Below are 16,233 nucleotides of genomic sequence, written 5' to 3'. Positions count from 1 at the left end.
CGCGCGCGAAACCTCGCCTAAGCCCGCGCTTATGACCTCGACCAACGACATCCGCCGCGGCTTTCTCGACTATTTCGGAAGCGAAGGGCACCAGATCGTGCCCTCCGCGCCGCTCGTGCCGCAGAACGACCCGACGCTGATGTTCGTGAATGCGGGCATGGTGCCGTTCAAGAACGTGTTCACCGGCCTGGAATCGCGGCCCTATGTCACCGCGACCAGTTCGCAGAAATGCGTGCGCGCGGGCGGCAAGCATAACGATCTCGACAATGTCGGCTATACCGCGCGCCACCATACCTTCTTTGAGATGCTGGGCAATTTTTCGTTCGGCGACTATTTCAAGGAACAGGCCATCACCCATGCCTGGACCCTTCTGACCAAGGTCTGGGGCATCAACCCGGAAAAGCTGACCGCCACCGTCTATCACACCGATGACGAGGCGTTCGACCTGTGGAAGAAGGTCGCGGGGTTGCCCGATCACAAGATCATCCGCATCCCGACCAAGGACAATTTCTGGGCGATGGGCGAGAACGGGCCGTGCGGGCCGTGCTCCGAAATCTTCTACGATCACGGCGACCATATCTATGGCGGCCCTCCCGGCAGCCCGGAGGAGGATGGCGACCGGTTCGTCGAAATCTGGAACCTGGTCTTCATGCAGTTCGAGCAGGAAGCCAATGAGATCGTCGGCGAGCTGCCCAAGAAGTCGATCGACACCGGCATGGGGCTGGAGCGGATCGCCGCCGTCCTGCAGGGCGTGCACGACAATTACGACACCGACACCTTCAAGGCGCTGATCGCCGCGTCGTGCGAACTGACCCACACCAAGGCGGAGGACGGGCAGAAGGCATCGCACCGCGTGATCGCCGACCATCTGCGCTCGGCCGGTTTCCTGGTCGCGGACGGCGTGCTGCCCGCCAATGAGGGGCGCGGCTATGTGCTTCGTCGCATCATGCGCCGCGCGATGCGGCATGCGCATCTGCTGGGCGCCAAGGAGCCGTTGATGCACCGGCTGGTCCCGGCGCTGGTCGCCGAGATGGGTGCGGCCTATCCCGAACTGGTCCGCGCGCAGCCGCTGATCGAAGCTACGTTGAAGCAGGAAGAAACGCGCTTCCGCCAGACGCTCGACAAGGGCCTCAAGCTGCTCGACGAAGCGACGGCGGGCATGGCGCCCGGCGCGACGCTGGCGGGTGAGACGGCGTTCAAGCTCTATGACACGTTCGGCTTCCCCTATGACCTGACCGAGGACGCGTTGCGCGCGCAGAACCTGTCGGTCGACCGCGCGGGCTTCGACGCCGCCATGGCCGAGCAGAAGCGCGCCGCGCGCGCCGCCTGGAAGGGCTCGGGCGCGAAGGCGTCGGACGATGTGTGGTTCGACATCGCGGAAGAGACGGGCTCGACCGAATTCCTTGGCTATGCCTCCGACACCGGCGAGGGCGAAGTGCTCGCGCTGGTCAAGGACGGGGCGCGGGTCGACAGCGCTGCCGCTGGCGATACGGTATCGGTCATCGTCAACCAGACGCCCTTTTATGGCGAGAGCGGCGGCCAGGTCGGCGACAGCGGCACCATCTCCAGCGATACGGGTCTGAAGGCGGTCGTCACCGACACCTCCAAGCAGCTTGGCCGCGTGTTCGTGCACAATGCCGAGATCCAGGAAGGCGGCATCAAGGTCGGCGACAGCGTCAAGCTGGCCATCGACACCGCGCGCCGCGCCGCGATCCGCGCCAACCATTCGGCGACGCACCTGTTGCATGAGGCGCTTCGTCAGCGGCTGGGCACCCATGTCGCGCAGAAGGGTTCGATGGTCGCCCCCGAACGCCTGCGCTTCGACTTCTCGCAGCCGGTCGGCATGACTGCCGACGACATTGCCGAGGTCGAGACGAAGGTGAACGAGCAGGTGCGCGGCAACGGCCCGGTCGTCACTCGGTTGATGACGCCCGACGAAGCGATCGAAATGGGCGCGATGGCGCTGTTCGGTGAGAAATATGGCGACGAGGTGCGCGTCGTGTCGATGGGTGAGGATGCCGACGGCACCTACTCCCTCGAACTCTGCGGCGGCACCCATGTGAATGCGCTGGGCGAGATCGGCGTGTTCAAGATCGTGTCGGAAGGCGCGGTGTCGAGCGGCGTACGCCGTGTCGAGGCGCTGACCGGCGAGGGCGCGCGCGCCTATCTGTCGCACCGCGACGACATGCTGAAGGCCGCTGCCGCGACCTTGAAGACCACGCCGGACGAGGTGCCTGCGCGCATCGCCGCGCTGGTCGAGGATCGGCGCCGTCTGGAACGCGAACTGGCCGAGGCGAAGAAGGCGCTCGCCATGGGCGGCGGGGCCGGTGGTGCGGCGGCTGGCCCCGAGCAGATCGGCGACGTGGCGTTCATCGGCCAGGTGCTCGACGGCTTCGAGGCGAAGGGGCTGCGCGGCGCGGTGGACGATGCCAAGCAGCGTCTGGGCGGATCGGGCGTCGCGGTGATGGTCGCGGTCAATGACGGCCGCGCCTCGGTCGCGGTCGGCGTGACCGACGATCTGACGGGCAAGCACAATGCCGTCGAGCTGCTGCGCAAGGCGGTGGCGGCGCTGGGCGGGCAGGGCGGCGGCGGCCGTCCCGACATGGCCCAGGGCGGCGGTCCCGACGGCACCAAGGGCGCCGAGGCGCTCCAGGCGGTCCGGGACGCGATCGCGGGGTAATTTCACTAGCCAGGGGAGAGTGGCGATGCGCAGGGGAATGACGACGGCCTTCTTGACGGGGGCCATGCTTCTCTTGCCATCGCCGCTCCTGGCGCAAACGGCACCGCCGCAGACCCCTACGCCCCCCACCACGACCGGCGAGGCGGTCGTCGTGACCGCACGGCCCCAGGCCACCGAGCGCGAAGTGCGCGATCAGGTCGTCGGCGTCACCGGGCGACCGACATCGGCCATGCCGCTCATGCGGTTTCGTGCGCCCGTCTGCATCGGCACCGCCGGGCTGCCGGTCTCGGCCAGCGAGGAGATCCTTCGCCGCATGATGGCGACGGTCGAGTCGCTGGGCATGAAGATGGCCCCCGATGGCTGCACGCCGAATATCCTGGTCCTGTTCGCCGACGATCCGCAGCAACAGCTATCGGCGTTGCGCGAGCGGTCTCCCCAGATATTCGGGGACCTGTCCCGCCCGGCGGTCAGCCGCATCGTGAAGGGGGCGGGACCCGTCTATGCCTGGAACGCTGCCATGCGGGTATCGCGCGACGGCGATCTCGTTTTGCAACAGGACAGCCCCACGGCGAACTGGCCCGAGATGAAACTCGGTGCGGCGTCGCGGTTGTTGAGTCCGATCCGTCAGGACATCGCCGCCTCGGTCGTGGTCATCAAGCGTCAGGCCCTGCTGAACAAGACGCTGGGCCAGATTGCCGACTATGCCGTGATGCGGACCATGGCCGCGACCAGGCCGGTCGAGGGGATGACGTCGGCGACGATCCTGACCCTGTTCGACACCGATGCGGCCGCTCCTGCGGAACTGACGGCGTTCGACCGGGGATTGCTGAGCGGACTCTATGACAGTCGCCCCCATGCGCAAGGGGCGCAACAGGTGTCGGAGATGACGCGCGCCATCCGCGAGGAAACCGCAGGCAAATGATCCGGCGGGGCCGGGCCGTGTCGCCCTGTCTCGCCAAGGCTCCCGGCGTGCTGAGGGCGGTCATGCCCCGCATCGGACTGCCGGCGTGCGACTGGGGTTATTGGCGCGGCCTTTACACGGGGTACGGAAATCGATCACCGATGATCCAATATGCCGCGATGACGCGTTTCATCGAGGACGAATGGACCGCCGGAGACGAGAAACCGTGAAACCGCCAAGCGGACGCCGCGACCTGACCGCCGGACCGATCGGCAAGACTTTGCTGCTGTTCGCGCTGCCGACCCTGGGGTCGAGCGTGCTGCAATCGCTGAACGGGTCGATCAACGCGATCTGGATCGGCCAGTTTCTAGGCGAGCGGGCGCTGGCGGCGACGACCAACGCCAATATCATCATGTTCCTGCTGGTCGCGGCGACCTTCGGCTTCGGCATGGCCGCGACCATCCTGATCGGGCAGGCGATGGGACGGCGCGACGTGGAGGCGATGCGCCGGGTGCTGGGATCGGCGCTGGGGCTGTTTGCGGTGATCTCGACCGCGACGGTGGGAGTAGGATGGCTGGCCGCGCCCGCCATCCTGCGCGCGCTGGCGACCCCGCCCGAAGTTTTTCCGCTCGCGCTCGCCTATCTGCGGGTGATCTTCGTCGCGATGCCGCCGGGCTTCATCTCGGTGTTGCTGACCATGGCGCTGCGCGGGGTCGGTGATTCCATCACGCCGCTGAAGTTCATGGCGCTCGGCTCGGTCCTCGACGTGGCACTCAACCCGGTCTTCATCCTGGGGCTGGGACCGATCCCGGCGCTGGGGATCGAGGGATCGGCGATCGCCACGCTGATCGCGAATACCGGATCGCTGCTGGCGCTCGTCACCTATCTCTATGCCAAGGATCTGGTCATCCGGTTGCGCGGCGCCGAGTGGCGCTATCTGCTCCCGACCGCCGAGTTGCTGAAGACCATCGTGGTCAAGGGGTTCCCGATGGGGCTCCAGATGCTGGTCGTCTCCACTTCGGCGCTGGCGATGATGGGGCTGGTCAACCGACACGGCACCTCGACGACGGCGGCTTACGGCGCGGCGAATCAGCTTTGGACCTATATCCAGATGCCCGCCATGGCGGTCGGCGCGGCGGTCAGCGCGATGGCGGCGCAGAATATCGGCGCGGGGCAGTGGGACCGGGTCGACCGGATCACCCGTGCGGGCCTGCGCATGAACCTGTTGCTGACCGGCGTACTGGTGCTGGCGGTCACGCTGCTCGACCGGCATGTGCTGTGGCTGTTCCTGGGGAACGAACAGGGCGCGATCGGCATTGCGGCCAAGATCAACCTGATCGGCGGGTGGAGCTTCATGCTGTTCGGCGTGTCGATGGTGCTGGCCGCGACGGTGCGGGCCAATGGCGCGGTGGTCGGGCCGCTCGTCATTCTGGCGATCGCGATGTTCCCGGTGCGCTTCGGCCTGGCCAACCTTCTCGAGCCGAGCCTCGGCGCGGACGCGATCTGGTGGAGCTTTCCGGCGGGCTCGCTCGCCTCGATGCTGATGACCATCGGTTATTACCGGCATGGCGGCTGGCGCAAGGGGCGGATGGCTCCGGCGGCGGGCAAGGAGGAATGCGAGGAACAGGCGCTGGCCGAGGGGCAGCCGACGAACAAGGCGATGCCGGTGGGGTAGGGTGCCCCTGTATGTAGTCAAATACCCTCACCCTTCCGGCGCTTTGCGCCTCCCTCCCTCTCCCGGTGGGAGAGGGAAGGGGCCCGCCCGCTGCAAGCGGGTGGGAAGGGTGAGGGTCGTTTAGGCGGGCGCGATGACCTCGATGATCCCCGGTGCGATCTTCGCCGTCACCGGCGTACGCGCCAGCACTTCGCCGTCGATCGAAATGGGAAGCGGCGGGATGGTGGTGAGTTTGATCTCGCGCCCCCGGAAATCGCGGACCTTTTCCTTGCGATAGTCGCTGCGCAGGATGCTGGCCGCCCAGTTGACGATCAGGCGGCGCTTCACATGACCGCACACGGCCTGGACGACGATCTCGCCCGAGTCGACGGCGGCGGCATCCACCAACTCGGTGCCGCCATGATAGGGGCCGTTGGAGATGCGCACCTCGACGACGCGCAGTCGCTCTCGCTCGCCATTCTGCTCGACGATCAGGGTGAAGGGGCGGAAGCGCAGGAACTGATAGGCCGCCCAGGCGAGATAGCCCAGCCGTCCGCCCACGCGCTTCAGGCCGTGCGGGACCGTTTCGGCGATCTTGGGGCTGATCCCCATCGCCGCGCAATTGGCGTAATAGTCATTGTCGATCATGCCCAGATCGATGCGGCGCGGGCGGCCGGTGCGGATCACGTCGACCGCGCCTTCGATGGTCAGGGGAATGCCGAGCGAGCGGGCGAAGCTGTTCGCGGTTCCGAGCGGCAGGACGCCCAGCATCACGTCATGCCCGACCATCAGGTCGACGAGCCCGCTGATCGTCCCGTCGCCGCCACCCAGGATCAGCAGGTCGGGCTTGGCCGCCAGCAACTCGCGCACGGTCGGCTCTAGATCCTTCGGATCCTCCACCGCGCGGGCGTCGACCTTGTAGGGAAGGTCCGACATCGCCGCACAGGCCCGCTGAAACAAGGCCTGGCCGCGCCGCGACTTGGCATTCACCACCATCGCTGCCGATCGAATCTCTCGCACGCCTATATTCCTTTCGCCCCCGGAACGCTTTGCACGCAACGCTTGGCAAGCGCGGTCCGATCCCGCACAAGCCCTTTTGATGACCGCATCTTATCCCGCGCTTCGCCTTCGTCGTACTCGTGCCTCGCAGTGGAGCCGTCGACTCCATGCGGAAACGGTGCTGACCCCGGCCGATCTGATCTGGCCGCTGTTCGTGACCGAGGGGCAGGGCGTGGAGGAACCGATCGCCAGCCTGCCCGGCGTGTCGCGCTGGTCGCTGGACGGGATCGTCGCGCGCGCCAGGGAAGCCGCCGACCTGGGTATTCCCTGTCTGGCGCTGTTCCCCAACACGCCCGCGCACCTGCGCACCGATGACGGGCGCGAGGCGATGAACCCCGACAATCTGATGTGCCGGGCGATCCGCGCGATCAAGGATGCCGTGCCCGAGATCGGCGTGCTGACCGATGTCGCGCTCGACCCCTATACGACGCATGGCCATGACGGGCTGGTCGATGCGGCGGGTTATGTCGTCAACGACGACACCGCCGATGCGCTGGTCGAGCAGGCGCTGACCCAGGCGCGCGCCGGATCGGACGTGATCGCACCGTCGGACATGATGGACGGCCGCATCGGCATGATCCGCGCCGCCTTGGAGCGCGAGGGCTTCGTCAACGTTCAGATCATGGCCTATGCCGCCAAATATGCCAGCGCCTTTTACGGGCCGTTCCGTGATGCGGTGAACACGCGCGGTCTGCTGAAGGGCGACAAGCGCACCTATCAGATGGATCATGCCAATGCCGAGGAGGCGCTGCGCGAAGTCGCGCTCGACCTCGCCGAGGGCGCGGACAGCGTGATGGTGAAGCCGGGCCTGCCCTATCTCGACATCATCCGCCGGGTGAAGGACGAGTTCCGCGTGCCGACCTTCGCCTATCAGGTGTCGGGGGAATATGCGATGATCGAGACGGCGGTCGCGGCGGGCGCGGCGGACCGCGACGCGATGGTGCTGGAGACGCTGATGGCATTCAAGCGTGCCGGATGCTCGGGCGTGCTGACCTATCATGCCGCCCATGCCGCACGACTGCTGAACGCCTGAACCTTTTCCCCGTGACACGCCGTATCCCCGACCTGGCGGCGCGCGCGCTGTTCGTGGCGACGATCCTGACCGGATCGTTCCTGCTGTTCCTGGTCCAGCCGCTGGTCGCGCGCATGGCGCTGCCCCGGCTGGGCGGTGCGCCCGCCGTCTGGAACTCGGCGATGTTCGTCTATCAGGCGCTGTTGCTGGGCGGCTATGCCTATGCCCATGCGCTGGGGCGTTGGCGGCCGAAGGTGCAGGCGGGGGTGCATATCCTGCTTCTGGCGGCGGCGGCCTTGTGGTTGCCGATCGGGTTGATGGCCGTGGACCTGCCGCCCGATGCCGAACCGGCGCTGTGGGTGCCATGGCTGCTCGGCCTGTCCATCGGGCCGCTCTTCTTCGCGGTGTCGGCGCAGGCCCCGCTGATCCAGCGCTGGTTCGCGCTCGCCCAGCCGGGGCGTAATCCGTACGCGCTCTATGCGGCGTCCAATCTGGGCAGCTTCGCGGGGCTGATCGCCTATCCCCTGCTGGTCGAACCGGCGATGACGCTTCACGGCCAGAGCCTGTTGTGGAGCCTGGGCTACGGCCTGCTCGCTTTGCTGGTCGTGGCATGTGCGACGCGGCTCCCCGCGTCGCGCGACCCGGCGGCCGACCCCGCGCCGACCTCGGCCGCGCCGGGGTGGCGGCGGATCGGTTACTGGGTGGCTTTGGCGGCGGTGCCCTCGGGGCTGGTGCTGGCGACCTCGACCTATATCACCACCGATATCGTCGCGATGCCGCTGCTCTGGGTCTTGCCGCTGGGGCTGTATCTGGCGAGCTTCATCATCGCTTTCGCCACGCGGCGGGGCGCGGCGGACACGCTGACCCGGATCGCGCCGGTGACGCTGCTGCTGTTCGGCGGAGTGATCATGGGCGGCTATCCGGAGCGGCCCTATTCCAATGTCGTCGTCGCGCTGCTGCTGCTGTTCATGGTGTCGGTCGCGCTGCACACCGCCATGTACTGCGCGCGGCCTGCGGTCGACCGGCTGACAGGCTTCTATCTCTGGATGGCCGTCGGCGGCGCGCTGGGCGGGGTGTTCGCGGGCATCCTGGCGCCGGTGCTGTTCGACTGGACGTACGAGTATCCGCTGCTGATCCTGGCGGCGGGGATGCTGATCCCGCAGCAGTTCATCCTGCCGGTAATCCGCGACCTCTGGTGGCGACACCCCCGCGCGATGCTGGTCGCGCTGGCGGTGGTGATCGGTCTGGTCCTTGAGCTGCGACTCGTCGGCCCTGCGGCGTGGTTCGGCGAGGAGCGGCAAGGGACGGTGTTCCTGGTCATCGCCACGCTTGGGTTCCTGACTATCGGCGCACGCACCGGCTTCGTACTGTTGCTCGGCGGAGCGCTCGTGCTGTTCGGCGGCTATCGCGCATTGTCGCTGTCGATGGAGCGCGATGCGCGGATGCGCAGCTATTTCGGCGTCTATACCGTGCGCGACGGAGCAGGCTATCGCGAGCTGGACCATGGCTCGACGGTCCACGGCATCCAGCTTCGCGGTTCGGCGGCGCGCGAACGGACGGCGACCACCTATTACGCCCCCTATTCGGGCGTCGGCCGGGCGATGCGCGCCGCACCGATGCTGTACGGATCGGCGGCGCGGATCGGCGTGGTCGGGCTGGGGACGGGGACGCTCGCCTGTTATGCGCAGCCGGGCCAGCGCTGGCGCTTCTACGAGATCGATCCGGTCATCGTCCGCATCGCGCGCGATACCGGCCAGTTCGGCTATCTGCGCCGGTGCCAGCCCGATCCCGTCATCCGCATCGGCGACGCGCGCATCCGCCTGGCCGCCGAGGCACCGGCCAGCCTGGACCTGCTGGCGCTCGATGCCTTTTCGTCGGACGCGGTTCCGGCGCATCTGCTGACGCGTGAGGCGTTCGGGACCTATGCCCGCGTCCTGTCACCGCGCGGACTGCTGCTCGTCCATATCTCCAACCGCTTCGTCGATCTGGAACCGCTGGTCGCCGCCGCCGCGCGGGAAGGGGGCTGGGCGGTTTCACGGATGAGCTATGTGCCGACCGATCTGGATCGCGAGGCGCAGGCCACCGCCTCGGTCTGGCTGGCGCTGTCGCGGGACGCGCGCGTGCTGAAGACGCTGGAGGCACGAGGGGGAGACTGGACCCCGGTGGTGGCGCCGCGGGGTCTCGCCGCCTGGACCGACGATTATTCCAGCATCCTGCCCTTCATCCGCGAGTTCTGACGGGATCAGGCGGCAGGCAGGCTGTCGCTGATCGCCTTGATCTGCGCCGCCTGCCGCGTGACCGCCGCCGACGCCCGGTCGCGCAGGCTCGTCAGCGTGGGATAATCCGGCTCCAGCGCGGCGGCGCGCTGGATCGCGCGGTCGTCGATCTCGGTCAGCAGCGAGGAGGTGCGCGCGCGGATTTCGTCCAGCGTTGCCAGCTCGGTCTGCGCGGTCAGCCATGCCTCGCTGCCCACCGCCGCCCCGCGCGCCTTGGCGGCATCGGTGCGGGCCTGGTCATGCGCCTTGGTGAATTCCTGTTCGACGGCGGTCAGGCGGCGGGTCATTTCCGCGATTTGCGCATCAAGCGCCGGATCGGGCCGGAGTACGACCGGCTTGGCGGCGGGTTCGGCAAAGCCCTGTTTCTCGACCGGCCGAACCGCCAGCGACGGGTAAGGCGTCGTGTCATGGTCCCGCGCACACCCGGCCAAGGCCAAGCCGATGATAAGGATGAAGGGGGCCAAGCGAGAGGCGGGCCGGGCGGACGGGGCAGGGCGATAGGGCGTCATCGCGATCTTCCTAACCGCAACAGGAGACCTGACCAAATGCCGCAAAGCACCGTGAAGGTCCGGCCCCAGAAAAAATGTGGATAACCTTTGCAAAGGGGTTGCCAAGGTTCCGAAGCGCTTCTATCAGCCCACCTCCACAGCGCGCCCGTAGCTCAGCTGGATAGAGCATCAGACTACGAATCTGAGGGTCGGACGTTCGAATCGTTCCGGGCGCGCCAGTGGATCAAAATCAGGTCTCGACAGAGACCCCATGCGCGCCCGTAGCTCAGCTGGATAGAGCATCAGACTACGAATCTGAGGGTCGGACGTTCGAATCGTTCCGGGCGCGCCATTTCTTACCCATCATCGGCACCACGGGCTTCGGCCCCGACCATGGCCGGGGCCTGTCCCGTCGTCAGCGCCAGCCGAGCGCGGGTGCGATGTGGCGCAGGATGTTCTCGATCACATGCGCGTTGTAATCGACGCCGAGCTGGTTGGGCACGGTCAGCAGCAGCGTATCGGCCTCCGCAATCGCTTCATCGGCGCGCAGCTGTTCGATCAGTCGCTCGGGCTCGGCGGCATAGGAGCGGCCGAAGACCGCACGCATATTGTCGATGATGCCGACCTGATCCTGACTGTCGTCGCGACCGAAATAGGCGCGGTCCTGATCGGTGGTCAGCGCGAAGATCGAGCGTGAGACGGAGACGCGCGGTGCACGGTCATGCCCGGCCGCCGCCCAGGCTTCGCGATAGGCACGGATCTGCCGAGCCTGCTGGACATGGAAGGGCTCACCGCTTTCATCGGCCTTCAGGGTCGAGCTTTGCAGATTCATTCCCTGCTTGGCGGCCCAGACTGCCGTGGCGTCGGAGGCGGAGCCCCACCAGATGCGGTCGCGAAGCCCCGCCGAATGCGGCTCCAGCCGGAGCAGGCCCGGCGGGTTGGGGAACATCGGGCGGGGATTGGGCTTGGCGAAGCCCTGGCCCTTCAGCAGGTGCAGGAACACTTCGGCATGGCGGCGGCCCATATCGGCATCCGTCTCGCCCTGTGCGGGGCCATAGCCGAAATGCCGCCAGCCATCGATCACCTGTTCGGGCGAGCCCCGGCTGATGCCGAGTTGCAGGCGCCCGCCGCTGATCAGGTCGGCCGATCCGGCATCCTCGACCATGTAGAACGGGTTCTCGTAGCGCATGTCGATCACGCCGGTCCCGATCTCGATCCGGCTGGTTCGCGCTCCGACGGCGGCGAGCAGCGGGAAGGGCGAGGCCAGCTGCTGCGCGAAGTGGTGGACCCGGTAATAGGCCCCGTCCGCGCCCAGCTCCTCGGCGGCGACGGCAAGGTCGATCGACTGGAGCAACACGTCCTGCGCCGAGCGCGTGGCGGACTGAGGCGAGGGCGACCAATGGCCGAACGAGAGGAAACCGATCTTTTTCATATGCTCAAGATAGGGCGAATGCGCGATCGGTCCACCGACGTGGTGGAAACGATCGCTTTCCGAAATCACCGGTCAGCGCGTGCGCCAGTGACCCGCAATCGCCTTTTTCTCGCCCGCCGCGTCCAGCGGCATGTCGGCCATCATGTCCTGCGCCGCAGCCATCAGTTCGGCGTCCGACGATCCCGCCTGGACATAGCCGCTGCCTGTACCGGGCGCGCTGCCCGGCATGGTCCGGCGCAACGACCAGCCCTTCGGATCGCGACAGGCGATTCCGTCCGCCTCGGTCGACTGGAAGACGCGGCAAAAGCCGTTGTCCTCGGCGCGGAAACTGACCGCGATGCGCACCGGGCCCTTCGCGCCGCTCGCCTGATCGTCGAGCGCCCTGGCGAGCGAACCGGCGGCATAAAGGCCATGGTCGGTCGCCGTGACCGGCCCGTCCTGTTGTACGCCGCGCCCGACCAGCACCCCGACCACGAGGCACGCGGCCATCGCCGCCGCCGAACGCCAGGCGGCCGAGACGCGTGAGGGGCGGGGCTGGCGCTGGGGCATCTGCACGACGTTGCTGGTCAGCATCGCTGCCAGCCGGTCGGGCACGGGCTCGTCGGCGACCGGGGCATAGGCCGCGCCCAGTTTCGCCTTCAAGCGGCGATGGCGCTCGACGTCCTCGGCTAGGGCGGGATCGGCGGCGATGGCGCGCTCCACGCGCTTGGTCGTCAGCGGATCGAGTGCGCCATCGGCATAGGCCATCAGCATTTCGGGTTCGATCGTCATGCCGCTTCTCCCAGCCGCGCCATCAGCGCCTGTCGCCCACGCACCAGGCGCGAGGTCAGGGTGCCCATCGGAATGTCCAGTATCTCGGCCGCTTCCTTATAGGCCATTCCTTCGACCAGGACGAGCGCCACCGCCTCGCGCTGTTCGTCGGGCAGGGTGCGCATCGCGGCATCCACCTCGTTCAGCGCGACCCGCGCCTCGGCATTGCCAGCGCCGCCGACGCCCAGTCCAGCCTCCTCGGCGACGAAGGTCTCCGCCGCGCGCGACCGGGCGCGGGCGGTGTCGATCCAGGCATTGCGCATGATCCGGTACATCCAACTATCCAATCGTGTCCCCGCCTGCCACGCGTTCCGCGCCATCAGCGCCTTTTCGATCGTGACCTGGCACAGATCGTCCGCATCCGCCCCATCATGGGTGAGCGATCGCGCGAACCGCCGCAGTCGCGGGAGCAGCGCCAACAACTCGGTCTCGAAAGCGGCCAAACCTATTTCCTTGTTGCAGGGATGAAACGGATGAGGTTCATCGTTTAATCCATGTCAGCATGAATTTTGACAATGGATGAACGGCGATGAAGCGGACGACCCGCTATCTGGCATTATCGATGGCGGCGGCGGGTCTGGCGCTGGGCGTGACGGCGGGGCGGGCGCAACTCGTGCCCTCGCTGCCCGGAATGCCGTCGCTTCCCGGCGGTTTGCCCTCGGTCGGGCGAGGGATTGCGTCGCTCGCCGACCCTGTCATCGACCGGGTGGACGCCGCGTCGCGCGCGACCGTGCGGCAGCTGGAGCAGGTCCGCCGCGCAACCTTCGCGCAACTGGTCCGCGATCATCCGGATGCCATCGCGCTGGACCCGATGGGGTTTCCGGCGCGCGCGGGCGAGGTGGTGGTCGATGCCCCCAGCGATGCGTTGTTGGCGACGGTCGGGCGGCTGGGCTTTACGGTGATCGAGCGCGACGATGTGCTGGGTGTCGGCTTCGTCCGGCTGCGCGTGCCGCCGGGCCAGTCGTTAAGGGCCGCGCTCGGCATTCTTCAGAAACTGGGCGGAGAGGTGAGCGCCGATCAGCTTCACCTGCCGAGCGGCGCGGGGACACCGGCCGTTCCGACGGCAGCGCAAGGCGGCGCGGCACGCGGCACCATGGTCGGCGAGATCGACGGCGGTGCCGAGGGCGCGGCGGTGACCAGGGGGTTCGCCACGGGCGCTCCGCGCGCCAATGACCATGGCACGGCGGTCGCCTCGCTGATCGCCGGGAGCAATGGCATCCGCGGGTCGCTGCCCGGTGCGCGGATCGCCTCGGCTGATGTCTATGGCAGCGATCCGGCGGGCGGCAATGCCACCGCCATCGCCAAGGCGCTGGGCTGGCTGGTCGAACAGCGCGTGTCGGTGGCGACGATCAGCCTGGTCGGCCCCGCCAACCCGCTGCTCGCGCGTGTCGTCGCGGCGGCACAGAAGCGGGGCCTCATCATCGTGGCGGCGGTCGGCAATAACGGCCCGGCCGCGCCACCCGCCTATCCGGCCTCCTATCCCGGCGTCATTGCCGTGACCGGTGTCGACGGGCGGGGACGTCCGCTGATTGAGGCGGGGCGGGCGAGCCATCTCGCTTACGCCGCACCGGGCGCGGACATGCTGGCCGCCGGTGTCGGGGGTCGTCGCTTCAAGGTGCGGGGCACGTCCTTTGCCGCGCCGCTGGTCGCGGGGCGTGTGGCCGCCGCCTATCCGTCGCTGGACCCCGGCCGAATCCGTGCTGCACTGGCCGATGTCGATGCCGAAGCCAAAAAAAATGGCCGGAGAAATGAGGAAAAATTTCTCGGCCGTGGAATGGTTTGCGCCGATTGCCGGACGCCTGCACAGTAAAAGGCGAATTTTTTTCGGGATTAAATCGGAAGGCCCTTTCGTTGTCTCTTCAGAAGTTAAGGAGAACGATGATGAAGACCCTTCTTTCCGGCACCGCGATCCTTGCTGCGGCGCTTGTCGCGATGCCCGTTTCGGCGCAGCTGCTTGGTGGCGGCGGTGGCCTGGTCGGTGGTGGTGGCCTGGGCGGTCAGCTGGGCGGTGTTACCGGCGGCCTGACCGGCGGGGCGAACGGCACGCTGAGCGGGGTCGGCCAGACCGGCCGCGCCGCAACCGACACGGCGACCCGGACGCGTGGCTCGGTGCGTGGCGATCGCAATGTCGATCTGCGCCGTGGCCGGGTGACGGCATCGGGTGAAGCCGGCGGTGGCTCGACGCTGGACAGCGCGACGCGGGTCGGCAACCAGTCGGGCGGCGCCAACGGCTCGGCCTCGGGCACGGTCGGCGGCGGCGTGGATGCCCAGCTGGTCGGCACCGACGCGGTGCGCGATGCCGCGGGGCGCGGCGTGAACACGGTCGGTAACGTCGCCGGACGGGTGCGCGACACCGCCGGGGCGGTCGGCAACCGGGCGCGGGGCACCGTCTCCAACCTGACCAATCGTGCCGCCAACGCGGGTGGCAGCGTGGCAGGCTCGGCTTCGGGCAACGCATCGGCGACGGGCGGCAACGGTTCGCTGGCGGGCAATCTGGCGCTGGCCGGTAGCGGCGCGGCGCAGGGCGGGGCCTTCCCGGTCAATACCGGCATGGTCGTCAACGATACGCAGGGCCGGGCGATCGGCGCGGTCCAGTCGGTCCGCACCAACGCACGCGGCGTGGTGGAGCGGGTGCTGGTGAAGGTGGGCGACAGGGTCGCCAACCTGCCCGCCGCGAACTTCTCCGGCTCCGGCAATGTCCTGGTCTCGGCCATGGGCCAGGGCGATGTGAGCAGCGCCGCGAAGTAACCGGACCTAGGGATGCGCCCGACCTGTCATGGTCGGGCGCATCTTCATGTTCAACGCGCGGCGAAATACCGCTCCAGGCGGGTAGCCTCGGCCGGACTGATCGCGACGACCGCGCCGTGCTTGGGTCGGGTGAAGTTGGTGGCCTTCATCGGCGATCCAGGCTCGTTGAAACGACCGATATTCCGATAGGTCACGAAGTCCGTGGTTTCGGAAAAGCCCATATTGTTCGGCTTGATACCGAACACATCGTACATCAGTACATAGGTGTTCGTGCCGTTGCGCCGCCACAATGTCGGCGCCTCCGTCCCGACGGTCTCGGGATCGACCTTGCGCAGGTCCTTCGTCCAGCCGCTGTTGATCCGCGAGGACTCCGAATGGCGGATATTGCCGGGCGCCTGATGCGCGACATAGAACATGTGATATTTGCCGCCGACCTTGGTAATGTCGGCATCGATCACGTTCACCTTGGGATCGGGATAGTCGAACAGCTTTTTGGGCTCTTCGGTCAGGGTGCTGAAGTCCTTGTCGGCATAGGAATAGACCAGATAATTCGGTCCGTTGCCGTCCCGGGTGGTGAAATAGACCATCAGGCGTTTGCGCTGCGGATCGTAGATCGTCTCCGGCGCCCACATATTGCCCGCATCCCGGTAGCGCGGGAACAGGACCGACGGCGTGACCCGCGACCGTGACCAGTGGATGAGGTCATAGGACTTCATGAAGATCATGTTGCGGTTGTTGCCCCAGCTATATTGCTCCTCGGGCCGCTCCCACTGCGTGTCGCGCAACCCTTCGCGCTTGGCGAAGATGTGAAGGTCGGTCATCGACATATAGAAACCGCCATCGGGGCCGCGCATGATGTGCGGATCGCGAATGCCCTTCTGCTCGGCCGCTTCCCGCCCGTCCATCACCGGCTTGCCATCATTGACGTCGGTGAAGCTGTAGCCGTCGCGCGATGTCGCGAAGTGGAGCGAGTGATCCTCGTCGGTGAAGTAGGTCATCAGATAGGCGGTCCGCGCGTCGCGCGGGGCGGGCGGCTTGGGCAGACTGTCCTTCGCCACGATCTCCAGTCGGCGGGGGGCGGCGGCCGGTGCCTGTCCGCCGGCATGGATCGCCGTGGTCGCGAAAAGGGCGCCGATGGCGGCGCAACTACGGATCAATGTCTTCATGAACGTC

At 67.3% G+C, this 16,233-nt stretch carries 14 protein-coding genes and 2 tRNA genes; 10 read left to right on the top strand and 6 right to left on the bottom strand.

All coding sequences use genetic code 11. From position 1 onward, the window contains the following. The first annotated feature begins 31 nt into the window (after positions 1-31). The 4 genes from alaS to ACQR50_RS09795 are packed head-to-tail and all read left to right on the top strand — an operon-like array spanning position 32 to position 5,256. Positions 32-2,680, top strand: a complete 2,649-nt coding sequence (gene alaS, locus ACQR50_RS09810) for an alanine--tRNA ligase (protein WP_428968171.1) — start codon at positions 32-34, stop codon at positions 2,678-2,680. 37 nt (positions 2,681-2,717) lie between these two features. Further along, on the top strand, positions 2,718-3,602 hold the full coding sequence (locus ACQR50_RS09805; protein ID WP_428968170.1) for a hypothetical protein: 885 nt from the start codon (positions 2,718-2,720) through the stop codon (positions 3,600-3,602). Further along, on the top strand, positions 3,599-3,811 hold the full coding sequence (locus tag ACQR50_RS09800) for a hypothetical protein (RefSeq protein ID WP_428968169.1): 213 nt from the start codon (positions 3,599-3,601) through the stop codon (positions 3,809-3,811). The genes ACQR50_RS09805 and ACQR50_RS09800 overlap by 4 nt, the downstream gene beginning before the upstream one ends. After that, entirely contained in the window at positions 3,808-5,256 is a 1,449-nt protein-coding gene (locus tag ACQR50_RS09795) for an MATE family efflux transporter (protein WP_428968168.1), read from the top strand. The genes ACQR50_RS09800 and ACQR50_RS09795 overlap by 4 nt, the downstream gene beginning before the upstream one ends. A gap of 120 nt (positions 5,257-5,376) precedes the next feature. Here ACQR50_RS09795 and ACQR50_RS09790 read toward each other — a convergent pair whose 3' ends face one another. Continuing rightward, positions 5,377-6,231, bottom strand: coding sequence for a diacylglycerol/lipid kinase family protein (locus ACQR50_RS09790; RefSeq protein WP_428970681.1), 855 nt, complete (start codon positions 6,229-6,231; stop codon positions 5,377-5,379). Positions 6,232-6,334: 103 nt separating this feature from the next. Between ACQR50_RS09790 and hemB the strand changes: the two genes are divergently transcribed. Further along, positions 6,335-7,327, top strand: a complete 993-nt coding sequence (gene hemB / locus ACQR50_RS09785) for a porphobilinogen synthase (RefSeq protein ID WP_428968167.1) — start codon at positions 6,335-6,337, stop codon at positions 7,325-7,327. 11 nt (positions 7,328-7,338) lie between these two features. Beyond that, positions 7,339-9,543 (top strand): spermidine synthase, encoded by a 2,205-nt coding sequence (locus ACQR50_RS09780; RefSeq protein WP_428968166.1) that lies wholly within the window; start codon positions 7,339-7,341, stop codon positions 9,541-9,543. 5 nt (positions 9,544-9,548) lie between these two features. On the opposite strand, the gene ACQR50_RS09775 is transcribed toward ACQR50_RS09780, so the two are convergent. After that, entirely contained in the window at positions 9,549-10,091 is a 543-nt protein-coding gene (locus ACQR50_RS09775; RefSeq protein ID WP_428968165.1) for a hypothetical protein, read from the bottom strand. A 141-nt stretch (positions 10,092-10,232) separates the two neighbouring features. Here ACQR50_RS09775 and ACQR50_RS09770 point away from each other — a divergent pair. Together ACQR50_RS09770 and ACQR50_RS09765 are read left to right on the top strand one after the other, a co-directional pair. Then, positions 10,233-10,309: transfer RNA gene (locus ACQR50_RS09770), tRNA-Arg, on the top strand. A 36-nt stretch (positions 10,310-10,345) separates the two neighbouring features. Further along, positions 10,346-10,422: transfer RNA gene (locus ACQR50_RS09765), tRNA-Arg, on the top strand. A 63-nt stretch (positions 10,423-10,485) separates the two neighbouring features. Here ACQR50_RS09765 and ACQR50_RS09760 read toward each other — a convergent pair. From ACQR50_RS09760 to ACQR50_RS09750, 3 genes are all read right to left on the bottom strand, one after another. After that, a complete protein-coding gene (locus ACQR50_RS09760; RefSeq protein WP_076718207.1) occupies positions 10,486-11,502 on the bottom strand; it encodes an LLM class flavin-dependent oxidoreductase in 1,017 nt (338 codons plus the stop codon). Positions 11,503-11,574: 72 nt separating this feature from the next. Continuing rightward, positions 11,575-12,273 carry an anti-sigma factor family protein gene (locus tag ACQR50_RS09755; RefSeq protein WP_428968164.1) on the bottom strand — a complete coding sequence of 233 codons (699 nt, stop codon included), beginning with the start codon at positions 12,271-12,273 and terminating at the stop codon, positions 11,575-11,577. Then, positions 12,270-12,761: an RNA polymerase sigma factor gene (locus ACQR50_RS09750; protein WP_428970680.1), complete on the bottom strand. Its 492-nt coding sequence runs from the start codon at positions 12,759-12,761 to the stop codon at positions 12,270-12,272. Before ACQR50_RS09750 ends, ACQR50_RS09755 begins: the two co-directional genes overlap by 4 nt. Positions 12,762-12,841: 80 nt before the next feature. Between ACQR50_RS09750 and ACQR50_RS09745 the strand changes: the two genes are divergently transcribed. Both ACQR50_RS09745 and ACQR50_RS09740 read left to right on the top strand, forming a co-directional pair. Beyond that, positions 12,842-14,122 carry a S8 family serine peptidase gene (locus ACQR50_RS09745; RefSeq protein WP_428968163.1) on the top strand — a complete coding sequence of 427 codons (1,281 nt, stop codon included), beginning with the start codon at positions 12,842-12,844 and terminating at the stop codon, positions 14,120-14,122. A 71-nt stretch (positions 14,123-14,193) separates the two neighbouring features. Next, entirely contained in the window at positions 14,194-15,060 is an 867-nt protein-coding gene (locus ACQR50_RS09740; protein ID WP_428968162.1) for a hypothetical protein, read from the top strand. Between the two features lie 50 nt (positions 15,061-15,110). On the opposite strand, the gene ACQR50_RS09735 is transcribed toward ACQR50_RS09740, so the two are convergent. Then, complete coding sequence (locus tag ACQR50_RS09735) at positions 15,111-16,226, bottom strand: glycoside hydrolase family 43 protein (RefSeq protein WP_428968161.1); 1,116 nt, start codon at positions 16,224-16,226, stop codon at positions 15,111-15,113. Positions 16,227-16,233: the final 7 nt, after the last annotated feature.

Origin of the sequence: Sphingomonas sp. Xoc002 (assembly GCF_050408055.1) — a bacterium.
Taxonomy (GTDB): domain Bacteria; phylum Pseudomonadota; class Alphaproteobacteria; order Sphingomonadales; family Sphingomonadaceae; genus Sphingomonas; species Sphingomonas yabuuchiae.
This window is presented reverse-complemented; position numbering and strand designations above follow the sequence as displayed.